General features: G+C 68.4%; 15 protein-coding genes. 2 read left to right on the top strand and 13 right to left on the bottom strand.

Annotated elements, in window-relative coordinates; all coding sequences use genetic code 11:
• Positions 1-257: 257 nt before the first annotated feature.
• Complete coding sequence (locus ON34_RS11550) at positions 258-1463, bottom strand: esterase/lipase family protein (RefSeq protein WP_040778124.1); 1206 nt, start codon at positions 1461-1463, stop codon at positions 258-260.
• 505 nt (positions 1464-1968) lie between these two features.
• Here ON34_RS11550 and ON34_RS11545 point away from each other — a divergent pair.
• Complete coding sequence (locus ON34_RS11545; protein ID WP_040778121.1) at positions 1969-3024, top strand: fused (3R)-hydroxyacyl-ACP dehydratase subunits HadA/HadB; 1056 nt, start codon at positions 1969-1971, stop codon at positions 3022-3024.
• Here ON34_RS11545 and ON34_RS11540 read toward each other — a convergent pair whose 3' ends face one another.
• The 11 genes from ON34_RS11540 to ON34_RS11490 all read right to left on the bottom strand — a co-directional run bounded on the left by ON34_RS11540 (position 3025) and on the right by ON34_RS11490 (position 14716).
• Positions 3025-4077 (bottom strand): LLM class flavin-dependent oxidoreductase, encoded by a 1053-nt coding sequence (locus tag ON34_RS11540; protein ID WP_051022390.1) that lies wholly within the window; start codon positions 4075-4077, stop codon positions 3025-3027.
• Between the two features lie 42 nt (positions 4078-4119).
• Positions 4120-5157 carry an alpha/beta hydrolase gene (locus tag ON34_RS11535; protein ID WP_245547988.1) on the bottom strand — a complete coding sequence of 346 codons (1038 nt, stop codon included), beginning with the start codon at positions 5155-5157 and terminating at the stop codon, positions 4120-4122.
• A gap of 2 nt (positions 5158-5159) precedes the next feature.
• Positions 5160-5594: an acyl-ACP desaturase gene (locus ON34_RS11530; RefSeq protein ID WP_051022389.1), complete on the bottom strand. Its 435-nt coding sequence runs from the start codon at positions 5592-5594 to the stop codon at positions 5160-5162.
• Positions 5595-5652: 58 nt separating this feature from the next.
• Complete coding sequence (locus ON34_RS11525; protein ID WP_245547987.1) at positions 5653-6567, bottom strand: RsbRD N-terminal domain-containing protein; 915 nt, start codon at positions 6565-6567, stop codon at positions 5653-5655.
• A 570-nt stretch (positions 6568-7137) separates the two neighbouring features.
• On the bottom strand, positions 7138-7719 hold the full coding sequence (locus ON34_RS11520; protein ID WP_157172261.1) for an Rv1733c family protein: 582 nt from the start codon (positions 7717-7719) through the stop codon (positions 7138-7140).
• Positions 7701-8360 carry a TetR/AcrR family transcriptional regulator gene (locus ON34_RS11515; protein WP_051022388.1) on the bottom strand — a complete coding sequence of 220 codons (660 nt, stop codon included), beginning with the start codon at positions 8358-8360 and terminating at the stop codon, positions 7701-7703. The genes ON34_RS11520 and ON34_RS11515 overlap by 19 nt, the downstream gene beginning before the upstream one ends.
• Before the next feature lie 109 nt (positions 8361-8469).
• On the bottom strand, positions 8470-9417 hold the full coding sequence (locus tag ON34_RS11510) for a Sco1979 family transcriptional regulator (protein ID WP_051022387.1): 948 nt from the start codon (positions 9415-9417) through the stop codon (positions 8470-8472).
• Positions 9418-9504: 87 nt separating this feature from the next.
• Positions 9505-10449 (bottom strand): Sco1979 family transcriptional regulator, encoded by a 945-nt coding sequence (locus ON34_RS11505; protein ID WP_040778457.1) that lies wholly within the window; start codon positions 10447-10449, stop codon positions 9505-9507.
• A 313-nt stretch (positions 10450-10762) separates the two neighbouring features.
• Complete coding sequence (locus ON34_RS11500; protein ID WP_040778114.1) at positions 10763-11827, bottom strand: fused (3R)-hydroxyacyl-ACP dehydratase subunits HadA/HadB; 1065 nt, start codon at positions 11825-11827, stop codon at positions 10763-10765.
• Between the two features lie 80 nt (positions 11828-11907).
• Positions 11908-13311: a lipase family protein gene (locus tag ON34_RS11495; RefSeq protein WP_040778112.1), complete on the bottom strand. Its 1404-nt coding sequence runs from the start codon at positions 13309-13311 to the stop codon at positions 11908-11910.
• A gap of 229 nt (positions 13312-13540) precedes the next feature.
• A complete protein-coding gene (locus ON34_RS11490) occupies positions 13541-14716 on the bottom strand; it encodes a lipase family protein (protein WP_040778455.1) in 1176 nt (391 codons plus the stop codon).
• Between the two features lie 347 nt (positions 14717-15063).
• Here ON34_RS11490 and ON34_RS11485 point away from each other — a divergent pair, with 347 nt between their 5' ends.
• Entirely contained in the window at positions 15064-15291 is a 228-nt protein-coding gene (locus ON34_RS11485) for a hypothetical protein (RefSeq protein ID WP_040778110.1), read from the top strand.
• A 10-nt stretch (positions 15292-15301) separates the two neighbouring features.
• Here the strand turns inward: ON34_RS11485 and ON34_RS11480 are convergent, their stop codons facing one another.
• Complete coding sequence (locus ON34_RS11480; RefSeq protein ID WP_245547986.1) at positions 15302-16411, bottom strand: lipase family protein; 1110 nt, start codon at positions 16409-16411, stop codon at positions 15302-15304.
• Between the last annotated feature and the right edge of the window lie 96 nt (positions 16412-16507).

Raw genomic sequence — 16507 nt, 5'->3', positions numbered from 1 at the left:
CCCATCGACGTCAGGAGGTGACCGGGCAGGTTCGGCCGCGTTGACGGGGTCGACATCCCGGTGCCCACCGAGCGGTGGGTGCGAAGGTCCGCTCGGTGGGCTCACCGCCGCGCGCCGGGATGTGCGCGCCGGGACAGGGGCGGGTTCGAGGGGATCCTGTCCGGCGAGCAGCGAGCGCGAGGCGGCCGTGCCTCCGTCGAGCGGGCGCGAAGTCGGGCACATGCGCGCCGCGCGACAAAGGCAGCTCTATCGGGTGATCAGAGCGAGCCGCCACCGCCGATCAGCCACGGGTTGAAGGTGCACTCCAGGTTCGGGTGACCAGCCGGATCCAGCGCGCGCAGCGCGATGGACAGCGCGCGCGGCGAGTACATCATGGTGAGGTGGTCGGACACGTCCTGGTCGCATCCGTCCTGCAGGGTGATGTTCTGCACCGACACGCCAGGCGCCGCCTTCAGGAAGGTCAGGTCGTAGGGGTTGGTGATCTCGTCGTAGCGGGTGCCGACAATGGTGTAGTCGACACCGGGAATGGTGTCGCCGTTCTCGTTGAGCTTGTTGACGAAGTCCGAGCCGACCGTCTGCTGGATGCCCGCGTGGCCGACGAAGATCTCGATGAAGCCGAGGATGTCGATACCGAAGTTGTTGATCGCCCGGCCCAGCGCGCCGATCCCGATCAGGCTGGTGCCGTGGTGGGTGGCGCCGTAGGTGACCAGGTTCTTCACCTTGGCGGCGCCACCCTCGAACTTGGTGTACCAGTTCGACATCGAACCACCCTGGGAATGGGCGACGATGTCCACTTCGGACGCGCCGGTCGCGGCCAGCACCCGGTCGACGAACGTGGCCAGCTGCTTGGCCGAATCCTGGATATAGCCGGTGCCCATCACGCCGGGGAGCACCGAGCCGAGACCGCCTCCTTCGAGGAGATCGGACCGGCCGTAGTTGAACGTGAACGTGCAGAAGCCCGCGTCCTTGATCGGCTGGCCCATGTACGCGAAGCCGTTGTAGGCGTTCATCCAGGTGCCGTGCACCATGACCACGGGGCGCGGATGCTCGGCCGTCGGCTTGCAGTTCCAGTCGTTGGCGCCGGGCGGGGCGACGTCCGGATGCGTCAGCCCGTAACCGAACGCGGCCAGCCACGACGTCATCGGCGGGCCATAACCCACGGTGTCACTGGCGTATCCGCCGGAGGACCCGGAGCTGCTGCCGGACCCGCCGTAGCAGTCTCCGGAACCGTTGCCGGATCCCGCGCCGCTGCCCGAGGTGCACGCCGAGCCGGTGCCCGCGCTGCCCGAGTCGGCGACCGGCGCGGCCTTGCGACCGGCCGCGATGTAGTCCGCGAGCGTCTGCTCGGTCGGCCGCTCCTGCGGCGCCGCGTTCGCACCGACGCCGGTCGAGCCGACAGCGAGCACCGACACGCTCAGCAGCACCGCCGCGAGAGACGAGCGCCCGTAGGTACTTCGTTTCATTACATGCCTTCCTGCAAACCACGATGTTCGAGGGACGGTGCCGTTCTTGCGGGTCGACGGCACCGAAACTGCGCCAACGCTAGAACCGCCCAACGCGACCGCCTACGCGGAACGATCGGATCTGGAGACCTCACGAATGCCTTTTCGGGGCCTAGGGATACGCCACAATGCGACGACAATTCCCGGTATTGGGGGCGATAGGGAAGCCAGCACAAAAACACCGCGGCGAAACGGTGAATCCTCCAAATCACCAAGCGATCACGGTTCCGCATCGGCGCGCGGAGGCATCATGGATAAACTCGCACTTCGCCGTCGGTGGCCATCCGATGGCTAACCACTTGGAGATCTCATGTCCGCCAGCATGATTCGCAACACGCGCGTCGGCGCTCGCGCGACGCCGTGCCGGTCGCCACCGACCATATCGACCGCGGGATGGCTTCTTTCACGACCCCCTCGCCGGACCGGAGCCTGCCGACCAGCACCGTTTCGCAATACAGGAGCAACCATGAACGAGACCGCCGTGAATCCGGCTGATCAGGCGAGGGCACTCGTCGACCATCGTTATCGTTCCGCCGTCCCCTACCAGGTGGAACGGGAAAAGATCCGGGAATTCGCCCGCGCCGTCCAGGATTACCACCCGGCGCATTGGAGCGAGGCCGCCGCGGCCGAGCTGGGATTTCCCGGACTCGTCGCGCCGGCGACGTTCAGCTCGATAATTCTCACCAGAGTGCATCGGGAAATCATGGATTCGCTGATCACCGGGTACGAGCCGACTCGGATTCTGCACGCGGACCAGGTATTCGACTTCGGCAGACCGCTGGTCGCCGGGGACCGCCTGACCTGTGACGTCTACTTCGAATCGTTCCGGCACTTCGGCGACTACGACGTGCTCGCGATCAAGAGCGTGCTCGTCGACCAGGACGGCATGGTGGTGCAGACCGGCTCCAGCGCCTTGCTGGCACGCGTCGGCGGTCGTGATCCGAGGCTGGCCGAGGCGCTACGCACTGTCGCGATGTCCTCTGCCCCGACCCGGCAGGGCCGAACCGAGGCGGTCGTCCCGCACGCGGCCGACTGTCTCGCACCAGCGCCCACACGCCGGATACCGCAGCCGGGAGTCGATTTCGCCGACCTCGCGGTGGGCACGGAACTGCCGCCGCGAACCGTGCGCTTGTCTCGTGGCGACCTGGTCAACTACGCCGGGGTGACCGGAGACGCCAATCCGGTACTCTTCGACGAACGAATCGCCGTTGCCAGCGGTCTGCCGACCGTGGTCGCACCCGGCATGCTGAAGCTGGGATTGGCCGCTTCGTTTGTGAGTGCCTGGCTCGGCGACCCCACGGCGCTCACCCGTTTCCGCGCGCAGTTCGCGCACAACACGCACTACTTGCGCGTTCCCCCCTTGGCGACCGGGACGGTCGAGTTCCGCGGCCGGGTCACCTCCATTGATCCGCGCAGGCGGCGGGCGACCATCGCGGTGGACGCACGGGCCGAAGGTCGCAGGATGTTCGGCTATGCAGCGGCCGAAGTGCGCTTTCCACAAGCGATTCGGGCCACCATCTGATCATGCCGCCGCGTCGGCCCGGCCCACACCCGGCCCGTCGACCCGGGCGGGATCACGCAGCATGCCGGTGAGCAGCGCCAGCCTGCGGTGCGATGCCAAGCGGGCGGCGCGGTCATAGGTACTGGTATGCACCAGGATCTCGTCGGCACCGGTCCTGGTCACCAGCCGCTCCAGTTGTTCGGCCACCTCGTCCTCGGTGCCGTACAGATGCCCGCGCAGCCCCTCGTCGAAGATCGCGCGTTCCCGATCGGTCATGGTGCGCGTCTCGATGTCCGATGGCGGGATCAGAGGCGGGAACTCGCCGCGGGTGCGCGCGTACGCGGCGGACCATGCCTCCGGCAGCAGCAGACGATGTGCCTGTGCCGTGGTGTCGGCGATGACGATCGATCCCGAGACCACCACGTAGGGTTCCGCACCCGCCACTCCGGGACGGAAATCCGCGCGATAACGCTCGATGGCCTCGATCATGCGGTCCTCGCCGCCCGCCGCGGCGATCACGAGCGGCAGCCCGAACCGGGCCGCACGCGCGGCGCCGGACCCGGTCGCCAGCAGGAAGGCGGGAACGCTCAGTCCCTGCGCGGGCCAGGCATGCACGCCCCGGCTGCCCTCGGCGAAGTACGCCAGCAGCTCGGCGAGCTGGGCGTCGAAGTCCTCGGCATCGCGCTTGTCGTGCCCGAGTGCCCGCCGCACGCCGTCGGTGAAACCCACCGACCGGCCCAGGCCCATATCGATACGTCCCGGATACAGCGACTCCAGCACACCGAATTGCTCGGCCACGACCAGAGGCTGATGATTGGGCAGCATCACGCCGCCGGTGCCGATCCGGATCCGGGAAGTCGCGGCGGCCGCGGCGGCCGCGAGCACCGTCGGCGCCGAACCGGCCACGCCGGGCACGCTGTGGTGCTCGGACACCCAGAAGCGGTGATACCCCCACTGCTCGACGAGCCGGGCGAACTCGACGGTCTCGCGCAGCGCGGCCGGATGGCTCTGGCCGCGCCGGACACGCGAGCGGTCGAGCACGGAGAATCGAACCGAGGACAGGGCCGATGTCATACCGAAGTCAACGCCGCCGCACGGCGGAGATTCCGCGCGTCCTCACGAGGACTCGGGAACCTCGAGCGCGGGCGCGAGCACCTGCCACATCTTCGGCAGCTGAGCCTGGAAATCGGGCCAGGTATGCATTCCGGCGGCAGAGTACTCGACGGTGACCGGGATCTCCAGTTCGGCCAGCCGCGCGGCGAACCGCTCGGTGCACGCTCGGGCGCCCGCCTCCAGCGCCGCGCCACCACCCGCGGTGCGCAGTGCCTCCGCGATCGTCGGCGAGTTGGCGACCGCCACGAGGTCGGCGCCGGTGGGCAGGCCGGTGGCGGCCGACAGGTAGATCCCGGTGCCGCGCAGCCCTTCCGCGTGCAGCAGGCTGTCGTGCGCGGCCCATTCCGGTGAGGTCGGCGGCCCCCAGAGGTTGTCTACGTTGCCGCCGCGCGAGGCCACCGTGATGGTGGTGACGGCGTGGCCGAGCGGGTCGGACGTCGAGTAGCAGCCGCTCATCCCGGCAACAGCCCGATACCAGCCGGGATGACGCTGCGCCAGCATCATCGCCGCCTGCGCTCCCATCGACACCCCCGCGATCGCGCGGCGGCCGTCGGTGCGCAGCAGCGATTCCACGATGGGCGGAAGCTCGGTGGTGAGGAAGGTCTCCCAGCGATTGAGGCCGAGCGCGGTGTCCTGGCGAATCCAGTCGCTGTACATGCTGCCGGTGCCGCCGCCGGTCAGCACGACGTCGACCGGCTTGTCCGCGAAGAACTCCGCGGCGTCGCCCTTGGTCAGCCAAGCGGAGGTGGCGTCGCCGTCGACCCCGTCGAGCAGATACAGCACCGGCCGTGGCCCCGTGCCACTGCCGCGCAGCACGTCGACGGTGATGATCCGGCGCATTGCCGACGACGCGATCGCCAGGCGTTCGCGCCGCGGCGCGATCTTCTCGATCGAGATCAAGCCGGTCCGGGTCATCCCAGGGTCGACGGCGGGGGGCGGTACCGCCGGGGTCGGCGGGGTCGGCGTCACCGGATCGGCGAGCACAGGCGCGGCGGCCACCGCGGCGATGACCGCCATCGCCGCGGTGATCGGTCCGCGCATCCTCATCGCGCCGCGGCGGCCCATTCCGCCTGCGATTCCACGCGGGCGCGGGCGCCCTCGCCGGAGAAGTCGGTGCGCTCCGCGATCGGCCAGGTGAGCCGCGCCACCGCGTCCGTGTTGCGGTTCTCCTCGGTGCTCCACTGATCGACCTGAGCAGCGCACACACTGCCGAGGGCGAAGTACTCCGAGATCTCCCGGTGATAGGACGCCGGACCGTCTTCCAGGCACAGATTCGTGATAATCGCGCTCTGCGGTGCGTCCGGAAGTGCGGATCGACCGAGCCCCTGATCAACGCGACCCGCCACAGTGAATTCGCGGCAATCATCCCACGGCACGTAATCGTGCGGATTCCAGGTCTCGGGGTGGTCGGTGAATGTGTGTTCGGCGGCGGGCTCGAGTTCGCGCGGAATATGGCGATCGGACAACGCGGTGGTCACTCGCACTCCTTAGCTCACCCTCGACAACAGGGCACAGTCGACAATAGCGGACGAATAGTCATGCCGAGCGTCCAATTACGTGATCGCTGGGCGCGGTGACGATGTTCATATCGTCCGGTTCGGCCACCCGGTACAACCCCGGTGGTCCACCCGCCGCGCGCAGCCGGTCCAGGAGATCGTGCGCGCGACCGGCGAGTTCGGGGATGCGCGCGGTCCGGCCGGTCGCGACCGCGGCGGTCAACGGCACCTCGGCGGCGTCGCCGACCATGGCCAGTACCTCGTCGGTCATGCTGAAGGGTCCGGTGCGGGCGAGCGGGTCATCCAGGGGCACCAGCACCGTGCCGCCCGCGGCGGACAGCACCGACAGCGCACGGGAGCCCAGCGGACCGGCCAGCGCGGCCTGGACGCGGCGGAGCTTGCGGCGGGCGGCGAGCGCGCCCGCGCCGGGTCTTCGCTCGTCCGGGTGCGGCGGAATGCCCAAGGCCACCACCTGGTAGGACCGCGCGATCGAAATGCCGGTCTCGCGGGCGAGCTCGCCGACGGCCTGCCCCCCGAGCAACGCCGAGACCAGCGTCTGAGCGGCGGTCTGATGTTCCCGGGCGACCGCGCGATGCTCGTCGACGTAGGCGGTCGACGCGGCCAGGGTCACCATTTCCAGCACGCGGACCGCCAGCCGCGCGCCGGCGAGAAAATAATCCGCCCGCTCGTCCGCGACCTGGTCGGCGAGGAATTCCAGTCCGTTTCTGATTTCGTCGTGGTATGCGCCCAGCACCGTTTCCAGCGCGATACCCTCGCGCGCCCAGCGTGCCGCGAATCCGGCGATCTCGGGAGGCCGCGTTTCCGTCGTCGACGTGCGTGGAGCCAGGAGTTCGACGGCCGTAGCCAAACAGTTCCGCGCGGCGGTCGCCACATCGCCGGACGCGTCGTGGCCGGAGTGCTCGGCCAGATGTGCGACGAGTTTCGATGTCAACATCTCGGTACTCGTTCTCGGCTGCCTGCCCGTCATGCCTACCGAAGGTTAGCGACCGATCGTGATGAAATCGAGATATGCGGGTTCGAATCAGGTAACTCATCAGGGACCGCCCTACGTGTTGGGCGGGATCACAAGCACTCGAGCCATTCGGAAATATGGCGATCTACGTCGCGGCCCTCGGGTGGTCGGGGTATGCGACGCAGCGCCGACCGCGCATTCCGGCGCTGCGTCGTGGTCACCCTAGAGCCGTCTCGACCGCCCTGAGAAGTGCCCGTGCACGCCCTCGGGAGGGTTCATCGGCACCCATCACCGCGATTGGGACATCACACAAGCCGCGGCGCGGCGCCCTCATCCGGCGTTCGCGGGCAGCCGGGTTAGGTTGTCTCACAACGTAACCAGGCGACATTAGTGGGATCTCCGATGATGGGCGCCGCAACGGGCGAACCCGCTCACCCATGCCTTACCGTCGCAGCAGTGCCGGACCCCTCGTTCGCCGCGTTGTGGCCCGGCACGCGACGTGCCCGCTGCGCGGGTCCCTACCCTCGCTCGGCGGGCACGCCGCACTCGGGCTCAGCCATGCCCCCAGGTGAGATCCGCGGCCACCCATTCGGATTCCCACCGCCGCAGGCGCCGCCGGTCCAGGCCGCGGCGCACCAGCCAGTAGCTACCCCCGAGCACGGCCGAGACACCGCACAGCGCGCCCGCGGTGAGCAGAACCGCTTTGCTGGCGGCCTGGGTCGAGGACGGCGGCTCCACGATGACCCCGCCTTCGTTCAACCAGATCGACACGGTGGAACCGGGCTCCACGACCGTGGTCGACTGATAGTCGGCCGTGTGTGTCACGCCTTCGGCGTCCTTCCAGGACACTCGCGCGGGCACGACCGGCGCGTACAGCGGGGCTTTTCCGACCTCGATCACGGTGGCGTCGACCTGGTGCAGCCGGACCGTCTCGGCTTGCACCGCTGCCGTTTCCACGCGGTAGATCGTGCCGCCGACGGTGACCGCCAGCACGGGAACGACGATCAAGAACACCAGGACAAGCACGGCGGCCAGCCCGGTTTGCAGGCGGTCTTCCCTGCGGCGCAGGGGATTTCGGTCCAGCCCGACGCGTCGGCACGTCCGGCGGTAGATGCTCACCGACCCGGTAGACATGACGGTGACTCCTCGGAACGGAATTCGGCAGTGAGGGTGAGGAGGGTGTCGAAGAACTCTTCGACGAGGCCGGGCAGGCCCATCGGGTCCGGGCCCGCCGCCCAGCTCTGCAACGCCGCGAGCAACATGCCCGCACCGGCGGCGACGGCGGCGGCCGGGCGTGGATCCGTCTGCGGATCCACCCCCAGCCTCGCCGCGATGATCCGGACCGATTCGCGCTGTCCGTCGATGCGGATGCGCTGGTAACCGGCGAACAGCTCGGGCTCGTCCTCGAAACGCTGGAACAGTGCCCAGCGCCGCGCCAACAGCGCGGCGCGGGCGCCCCCGTACTCGGTGGCGAGCCAGTCGTGGACGGCGTTGCGATAGGCGACCAAGGGCGGCTCGGACGGCGGTCGACGGCACAGCGCCTCGTTGAACAGGTGCACGTCCTGATCGACATCGCCGAGAATGGCCTCCTCGATGGAGGCGAAATGCCTGCTGAAGGTGCGTCGGGTGACACCGGCCCGCACCGCGATGTCCTCGACCGCGACCGCGTCGAGCCCCCGCTCGGTGAGCAGATCGAACGCCGCGCGCGACAGCGCCTCGCGACTGCGGCGAGTGCGCAGCCGACGACCGTCCAGACCGACTCCGTCGTCGCTCATGAATTCAGCCTACCCCTTATTGTCCCATTGGGACAATACTTTGCTGTGGCCTGGCCCACTCCCCGCACGAGCACGCACTGCCGCGCCGTGTCGCCATGGACGGACGCTGTCAGGCTTGCGCGCGGATTCCTGGTTCGTCGACGGTCGGCGGGGCGCCGTCACGCATCGCTTCCAGTAGTCGTCGGGAGTGTTCCGGCGGCGGCGCGAGTACGGAAAGCTGGTTCAGCACGGCGTAATACGCGTCCAGATCGGCGACCTTGTCCAGATAGAGCGCGCCGGTCAACTGCTGGAGGTAGACGATGTCGGGCAGGTCCGCCTCGGCGAAACGCAACACGGTGAAGGCGCCATCGGCCAGTGCGGGCCCACCCACGTGGTCGGCCAGGATCTGGATGGTGATGTTCGGCCGCGCCTCCGCCCGCAGCAGGTGCTCGATCTGGGCACGCCAGACGGTGGAGCCGCCGATCCTGCGGCGCAGCGCGGCTTCCTCGATGATCATCCACAGCTGCGGGGGCTCCGGCCCGGACAGGATCTCCTGGCGGCGCATACGCAGTGCGACGCGACGCTCGATCGACGCCGCCGACTCACTCGCATGGGCCAGGCCGAGCACCGCGCGGGCATACGCCGGCGTCTGCAGCAGTTCGGGCACCGCTCGCGGCTCGTAGCCCCGGATCAACCGCGCCGCCTGCTCCAAACCCAGGTAGGTGTCGAACCACTTCGGCAACCAGTCGTTGTCGCGCGCCCACCAGCCCGAGGCGTTGGCTTGCCTGGCCAGCTCCAGGTACCGCTCCCGCTCGTCGGGGTCGGTCACCCGATAGAGGTCGAGCAGGTCCACCAGGTCACGCTCGCGGCAGCCGGTGCGGCCGAGTTCCAGCCTGCTGATCTTCGAATGCGACCCGCGAATGGCTTCGCCCGCGGCTTCGCGAGTCAGGCCGCGGTCCTCGCGTAGGCGGCGCAGACGACCACCCAGCATCATCCGGAGGACCGTGGGCCCGCCGCCGGCCCCGGGATGGTCACCGGAGCCGAAATCCGTAGCCTGTCGCACCTTCGAAGGAGGCATCTCCCGAGTGTGCCACGGGCGCCGGTCCTCAGCTATGGCCGAAAGGCCTTGTACCCGCGAATATTCCTGGTGCGCCGGAGCATCCGGTCAGGCGGCGCCCGACGGTTGATCCATGGTCTCCGGTTGGCGCTCGCGCAGTGCCGCGACGAGCTCTCTGGTGTATTCCGGTGGCGCGGCGTGGACCGAAAGCAGGTTCGCCACCGCGCGATAGGCGGCGAGATCGGCCTGCTTGTCCAGATACAGCGCACCCGTGAGCTGCTGGAGGTAGACGATGTCGGGCAGATCCGCCTCGGCGAAGCGCAACATGGTGAAGGCCCCGTCGGCGAGCGCGGGGCCGCCGACGTGATCGGCAAGCACTTGCACGGTGATGTTCGGCGCGTCCGCGGCCCGTAGCACATGGTCGAGCTGGGCCAGCCACACCTGCGATCCGCCGATCCTGCGCCGCAGCGCCGCCTCCTCGAGGATCAGCCACAGCTGCGGCGGGTTGGGTCTGCTCAGGATTTCCTGGCGGCGCATGCGCAAGGCCACACGCCGCTCGATCGCCTCCTCGTCCTCATGGGGATGGGCTAGCACGAGCAGGGCGCGCGCGTAGTCGGGAGTCTGCAACAGCTCGGGTATCACCCGCGGCTCGTAGCAGCGAATCAGCTGCGCTCCCTGCTCCAGCCCGAGATAGGTGTCGAACCACTTCGGCAGCCAATCGGAGTCGCTCTGCCACCACCCCGAGGTGTTGGCCTGCGCGGCGAGTCGCTTGAACTCGGCGCGCTCCTCCTCGTCGGTGACCCCGTACAGGTGCAGCAGATCGACCAGGTCGCGTTCCCGGAACCCGGTCCGGCCCAGCTCGAGGCGACTGATCTTGGAATGCGAACCGCGAATCGCCTCGCCCGCCTCCTCGAGCGAAATGCCGCGAGCCTCGCGCAGCCGTCGCATCCGGCCGCCCAGAATCATCCGCAGAACGGTCGGTCCACCTTCGACGGCCGGAGCCGTTGCGCGAGTGATGTTTTCAGTTCGAGGCCGCACTACCGAAGCACGCATGTTTCGAGTCTCCCATGTGCGTTCGCCACACTCCAGCACCAACCCGGTCGAATCGGCGCGTATTCGCAGGTGCAAGCACATCCGCAAGATCATCGGACGGCAATACTGAGGCATGCTGGGATGCAATCGAATACACCCGCAGTCGACGTAGTACCTGATCGATTCCGCACTGGTCTACACCGGTCGCTCGATCGAGCGATCGGCTGGGGCACCGGGGCCCACATCACCCATCCCAACCCGTGGTCTTCGGGACATCACAGCGAAGGGGAACCGGCGCCTGCCGCCCGCCTGGACGAGCTGCCGCTGGGAGCGGTCAGCGCAACAGCACCGTCGCCGTCGCGCGCCCGAACAGCTTGCGCCCCTCGGACGTGGCGGTCAGCGCGATGGTGGCGCTGCGGCTGTCGGGATCCAATTCCTTGACCCGGCCGCTGAATTCGATCGCACTCGCCGTGGTCGCCGGTACCGGTGCGAACGACGCGAACCGAACCGCATACTTCGCCACGGCGGCTGGATCACCGAGCCACGACGTGAGATACCCGGCGCCGAGCCCCATCGTGAGCAGTCCGTGCGAGACCACGTCGGGCAGGCCCGCGCTGCGCGCCACCGGGTCGCTGAAATGGATCGGATTCGAATCACCCGTTACACCAGCATAATTCACCAGATCCCCGCGGGTGAGCCGTGTCGTTCGGGGGGCGAGCGTCATGCCGACGGACAACTCCTCGAAAGGAACGATCGACCGCGGTGTCCGCGGCTGGTCGGACGAATCCGGTTGTGCCGGTTCGTCGAAGCACTCGACCAGACCGGCGTCCTCATCGATCGCCCGGGTGGCCGCCGCGGCCGACCGGTCGGCCGTGGACTGCCCGGTCATGATCACACCGTCGACCGTGGCGCGCAGATCGGGGGCGAGATCCACGCCGGTCTGCGCCACCGCGGTGCTGTAGGCGGTCTGCAACACGTCCTTGTGCTGGTTGGTGAGCACGTTCTTGGTGACCATGAAGTCCTTGTCACCGAATTGCCGGAACGACTCGATGTAGGAGTCGCATCGCAGCTGGTCGCCTGCCATGATCGGGCGGTGCACCTGGATGGACTGCTCGGTCTGCAAGACCTGGCCGAGGTCGTAGCCGGTGAGCACGGTCTCGAACATCTTGCGCTGCATCAGCAGCAGGATGATCGAGGAGAAGGTCGGCGGCGCGATCAACCCGTCGAAGCCCAGTTCCGCGGCGGCGTCTTCATACCAGTGCGCCGGATGGCCGTCCTGCAGCGCTCGCGCGAACTCACGGATCTTCTCTCGGCCCACCTCGTAGTGGTCGGTCAAGCGGTAATGCCGACCCACCAATGCCATTGCCTGCTCGGACGCGGTGGTCGTGCTGTCGTTCATGTGCCCTCTCGCGAAATCTGCTTCACCCCCCGGTCCGGTCCACCGCGTTACCGGATAACTCCCCCGGTGCCGTCACACGGTCAGCACTCGTCGGGAGCCTCGACCCCGCGCAGCCGATCGTCCAACCAGACCATGGCCTCCGGGTAACCGAGCGCCCCCGCGATGATGTGCTCACCGAGAACACTACGGTACACAGCTGGCACGCCGAGGCGGCACTGTTCCCAGTACAGGTTGCGTGCGCCCTCGGCCGGGATCCAGAACTCCTGCTCCCCGTTATAGATATAGAGCGGAGCCGCCGATTTCACGCCTTCCATCCTGGTCACCCGATAGACGTCCGCGGCGAGCGCCGAGTGCAGCGGGTCCGGGTAGTTCGCCGCGACATCGATCGGCAGCATCAGCAGGCCCGCCAGTCCGTAACTGCTGCCGCACATGTCCTTCACCGGCGAGGTCGCCACCCACTGGGCGAGATTGTTCATCCTGGCCAGGATTTCCGGTCGCTCGCGGCCGATCCCGAACACCGCGCCCATGAACACCGCCGAGGCGAGATTCCCGTTCATGCTGCGGGCCAGGATCTCGTAGTCGGCGGGCACCCCGCCCAGCGCGGCGCCAACGATCACCTCCGCCAATTCCGGTGCGTAACCGGCGATCAGCTTCACCGCCCCGTGTGTGGCGATGGCTCCGCCGGAATAGCCCGCCATGCCGAACTTGCTGGCGCCGAACTCCTCCGGCAGCAGTCCACGGACCGCCCTGATCGCGTCGAGCACCGCGTGACCGGCCACGATCGGCTCGGCGTAGGCCATCGACGGACCCTCGTGGTCGGGGATCAGCACGGCGTATCCGCGCAGCGCCGCCACGTGCGTCGTGGGCGGCACGAAGTCGGTGACGCTGGTGTCCGGGTGCAGCCCATGGGCGAGGGTGTATCCCGGGGTGCAGACACGGCCGAGTGCGTCGATCGGCAAGTTGTTCACCACCACCGGCCGCGGGCCCGGGCCCGGCCAGGCCGCCGCGGGGACGACCAGCGTGGCCGTGGCGTACGACGGCGCGCCGTGCGCATCGGTCGTGCGGTACTTCACCAGCAAGGCCCGCTGGATCGGCAGCAGCATCAGCGGCGCGGTCGTCGCGCTGACATCGCGGACATCGATGACCTGCCCTTCGATCAGCTCGTCGAGGTTCGCGGGACGCAGATCGAACATCGGGTCACCGACGGGCGCGGGCATAGTGGCCATGCGCAGCGCCGCCAGGGACGGCGTCAATGTGGTGGCCTGCTGCGTAGGCGAACTCGGCTCCGGCAGCGGCGCGATCGGCGGTGGTGGGATCACCCGATCGATGAACTGCTGCAACTCGGGCAGCAGCCCACCGGGCGGCGGGTACACGCCGGACACGTCGGGCAGCGGCGGCGCGGGCGTAGGCTCCGCGGCGGCAGGGCCCGCCAGGACCGAACCGGCGACGAGCAATGCGACCGCAACGGCAGGCAGATATCTCATGGCACACGCCTTTGGGTGCGACGACTAATTCCTCTGGCACCCGGGCGTTACGGCTTTCGACCCCCGCATCTCCCCTGTCGGACCGGGAGCCAGGACGTCAGGCTACGTCAGTACCCGCAACTCGAGGCGGGAATGCCTCGAGTTGTGTTGTCGCGTATCCATATCGCAACAACCGGAGCCAGACCCGTGTGGAGACAACGGGTCCGGCTCGGTCGTCGCGTTCGGTCGATCAGCAGTTGCTCGGTGCGGGCTCCCCTCGGAAACGGGCGTCCAGCCAACCCAGTGCCGCCGGAATGCCGAGCACCGCTGCCGTCAGGTGGTCGGGCACCGGGATCTGCTCGGATTGCACCTTGACACCGGCGGCGCACCACCGCTTGTCGGTGTTGACCACCGCGTCGATCGGGATCAGACCGTCGATCGGCGAGTGCCATTCGAACACCGGCGTCTTGGGGACACCGTCGTAGAGCTCGAGGCTGTTCTCCTCGACGACCGCGCGCGCGGTGTTGTCGTTCATCATCGATGTCGTCTTGGCGAAGTCCAGCGCACCGCGGCCCGCGCCCGCGGCCAGGATGTCGTTGGTGCAGCTGTTGGCGATCTGCGCGCGAGCGGCCAAGCCCCGCTCGTTCAGCTGGTCGCTGAGCGGGAAGCGCTGCGGATATTCCCGTTCCAGCCCGAAGCCCGCGGCCAGCGCGAGCCCGAACACCGGATGCGCGTTCAGCCCCAGTCCCTCGAGCATCTTCACCAGGTTCATCGGCACACCGCCCATGGCCGCGCCGGCGATGTCCAGCTCGGGCGCGTATTTCGGTTGCAGAGCCGCCGCCCACGCGGTCGCCATACCGCCGCCGGAGTATCCGACCATGGACACGGGGCTGCGCTGCACCCCGAGCTCGGCGACCTGCTTCACGGCGCGGATGCCGTCGAGAGTGATCTGGCCACCGAGTTTGGCCGCGCCGTAAGCGAAGTTCGGCCCGAGGTGGTCGGGCAGCGCGACGCTCCAGCCCCTGGCGAGCAGCACGTTCCAGCCCGGCGCTTCCCGCACGATCAGGTTCGGGTCACCGGTGTAGAGGACACGCGAGACCGAGCACTCCGAGCCGAGCCCGTTGATGATGTGCTGGAACGACAGCAGCGGGCCGTCGGTACGGTGCGACTTGGGGGTGAGCACCGTGGTGGTCGCGGCGATCGGCTTCCCCTCCGAGCTGGTCGACCGGAACCGCACCACGGTCACGGTGGTCTCCGGGAAGATCGCCAACGGTGGCATCACCCTGGTCGCGATGACATCGCCCGGCTTGCGGTCGGCGATGTCCGCGGGTGTCTGGTAGAAGGGATCCGGATCCGGATCCGGGTACAACGGCGCGCTGGTTGCCGCACCGGCCATGCTCACCACCAGCGCCAGGCCCGCGGCCATCGCGCCGATCGCACGTGCGAGACGTCGTCGCCCCACTCCCCTACCCAGCGAACGTGGGTCCTGACTCATCGAACGTGTGCCTCCTGAATCGTCCAACGCTGTGATCATCCTCGACAACATGACCCGCGTAAGGCACCCTTGCACCGCGAACATGTTGACAGTTCACAAGTTTGGGGCGTACAGCCGGTAGCCGCGACACTCCCCGGCTCGTGACTGTACCCCACCGCCGGGTGCCCGATCTGTGACATTTCCAGCCGATAACCTGGTACATGTTCTCAGCATTGGCGGCCCTCTACCGTCAGTCGGTACGGCGCGGCTGCCGCGCCGTACCGGAAGGAGACGGTGGCATGGACGGCACCTCGTGCGACGACACCCAGGAGACGCCGACCCGGCGGATCACTGTCTACTTCGACGGACGCACCCCCGAGGACGCGTTGGTCCTCGAATACGCGGCGACCCGGACCGAGGCGTGGGAGTTCACCTCGGCCGCCGTGCACGCCGGGCTCACCGTCACCGTTGACGGCGATGTTCGACCCGACCTGCGCAGGCTACCCTGCCGCTCGCTCTGGCGCTGAGTACGCGAACTCAGCGCCGATCCAGCACCGCGCGCAGGAATGCGAGCGCGTCGGGAAACGCTTCGCGGGCCGCACCCAGATGATCGCCGGGGTACCAGCCCACACGCAGATCGGTTCCAGCAGAATGCAATTGCGCGATCAGTTCCAGCGTCAGCGGCGCGGGCACCTCCAGGTCCGTCAGTCCCTGGCCGAGAAACAGCGGCACCGAGTAACCGCTCGTCGGCACCCGCAGCATCGCGCGCAGTGCGGCGAGCAGTGCCGGATCCTCCAGCGGCCGCGACAGCATGGCCCCGATGCCGATTCCGGACACCTTCGCGTCGGCCTCGACCGCACACTCCGATTCCACGATCCGCAGCACGTCACGGCCCACCGGCGTCAGATACCCGTCGATATCGAGTTCCGGTGCGCTGGAGCTCAGCCCGGCCAGCAGCATGCCGAAGTAGGCGGTGGTCTTCTGCAGCGGCAGCCGCGGCAGCCACGGCCCGGCGAGCGGAACCACCAGATCCAGATTCGACGGCGCCCCGGTGGCGGCCGCGCCGCGTAACTCGAGCTCCGGCGCGTCACCGGGCGCGAGCTGGGCGGTGAACAGCGCCGCATGCCCGCCTTGGGACTGACCGAACACCGCCCAGCGCGTGCCGAGGGAGGGGGCGACCGCGCGCGCGGCGCGCACGCCGTCGATGATGCTCCGCGCCTGCGCCGGTCCGTCCAGGTAGGGATGGACGCCGGGCGTGCCGAGTCCGACGTAATCGGAGACCACGACCGCGTACCCCGCGCGCAGCAGATCCGGGTACACCGACGTCAGGTAGTAGTCCCGCGGTTGCAGCGTGAACGCGCACTGATCGGCGATGCCCGACGTGCCGTGCGCGTAGGCGACGATCGGCCACCCGTCGTGCGGCGGGCTGCCTTCGGGCAGATACAGCACGCCCGTACTCTGCATCGGCCCGCGCGGACCTCGCGACCAATAGGTGAAGCGCTCGGCCGTCACGGCTCCCCGCACATGCAATCGCCCGGCCAGTTCCACCAGATCCGTCACGGTCCCTGGCGCGTCACCCACCCGCGCGTCGGCGCGCCCGCCCAGCGCGACCGTCATCGAGACCACGACGCCCGCCACCCCCGCCATGATCCGTCCACAACGCATGACCGACTATCTCCAGCCCGCGCCGCACCGGCAAGCCACCACAATCGGTGGCCCGACCTTCACCTACCTCGTCGGGCT

Source organism: Nocardia pneumoniae NBRC 100136 (assembly GCF_000308755.1).
Taxonomy (GTDB): domain Bacteria; phylum Actinomycetota; class Actinomycetes; order Mycobacteriales; family Mycobacteriaceae; genus Nocardia; species Nocardia pneumoniae.
This window is presented reverse-complemented; position numbering and strand designations above follow the sequence as displayed.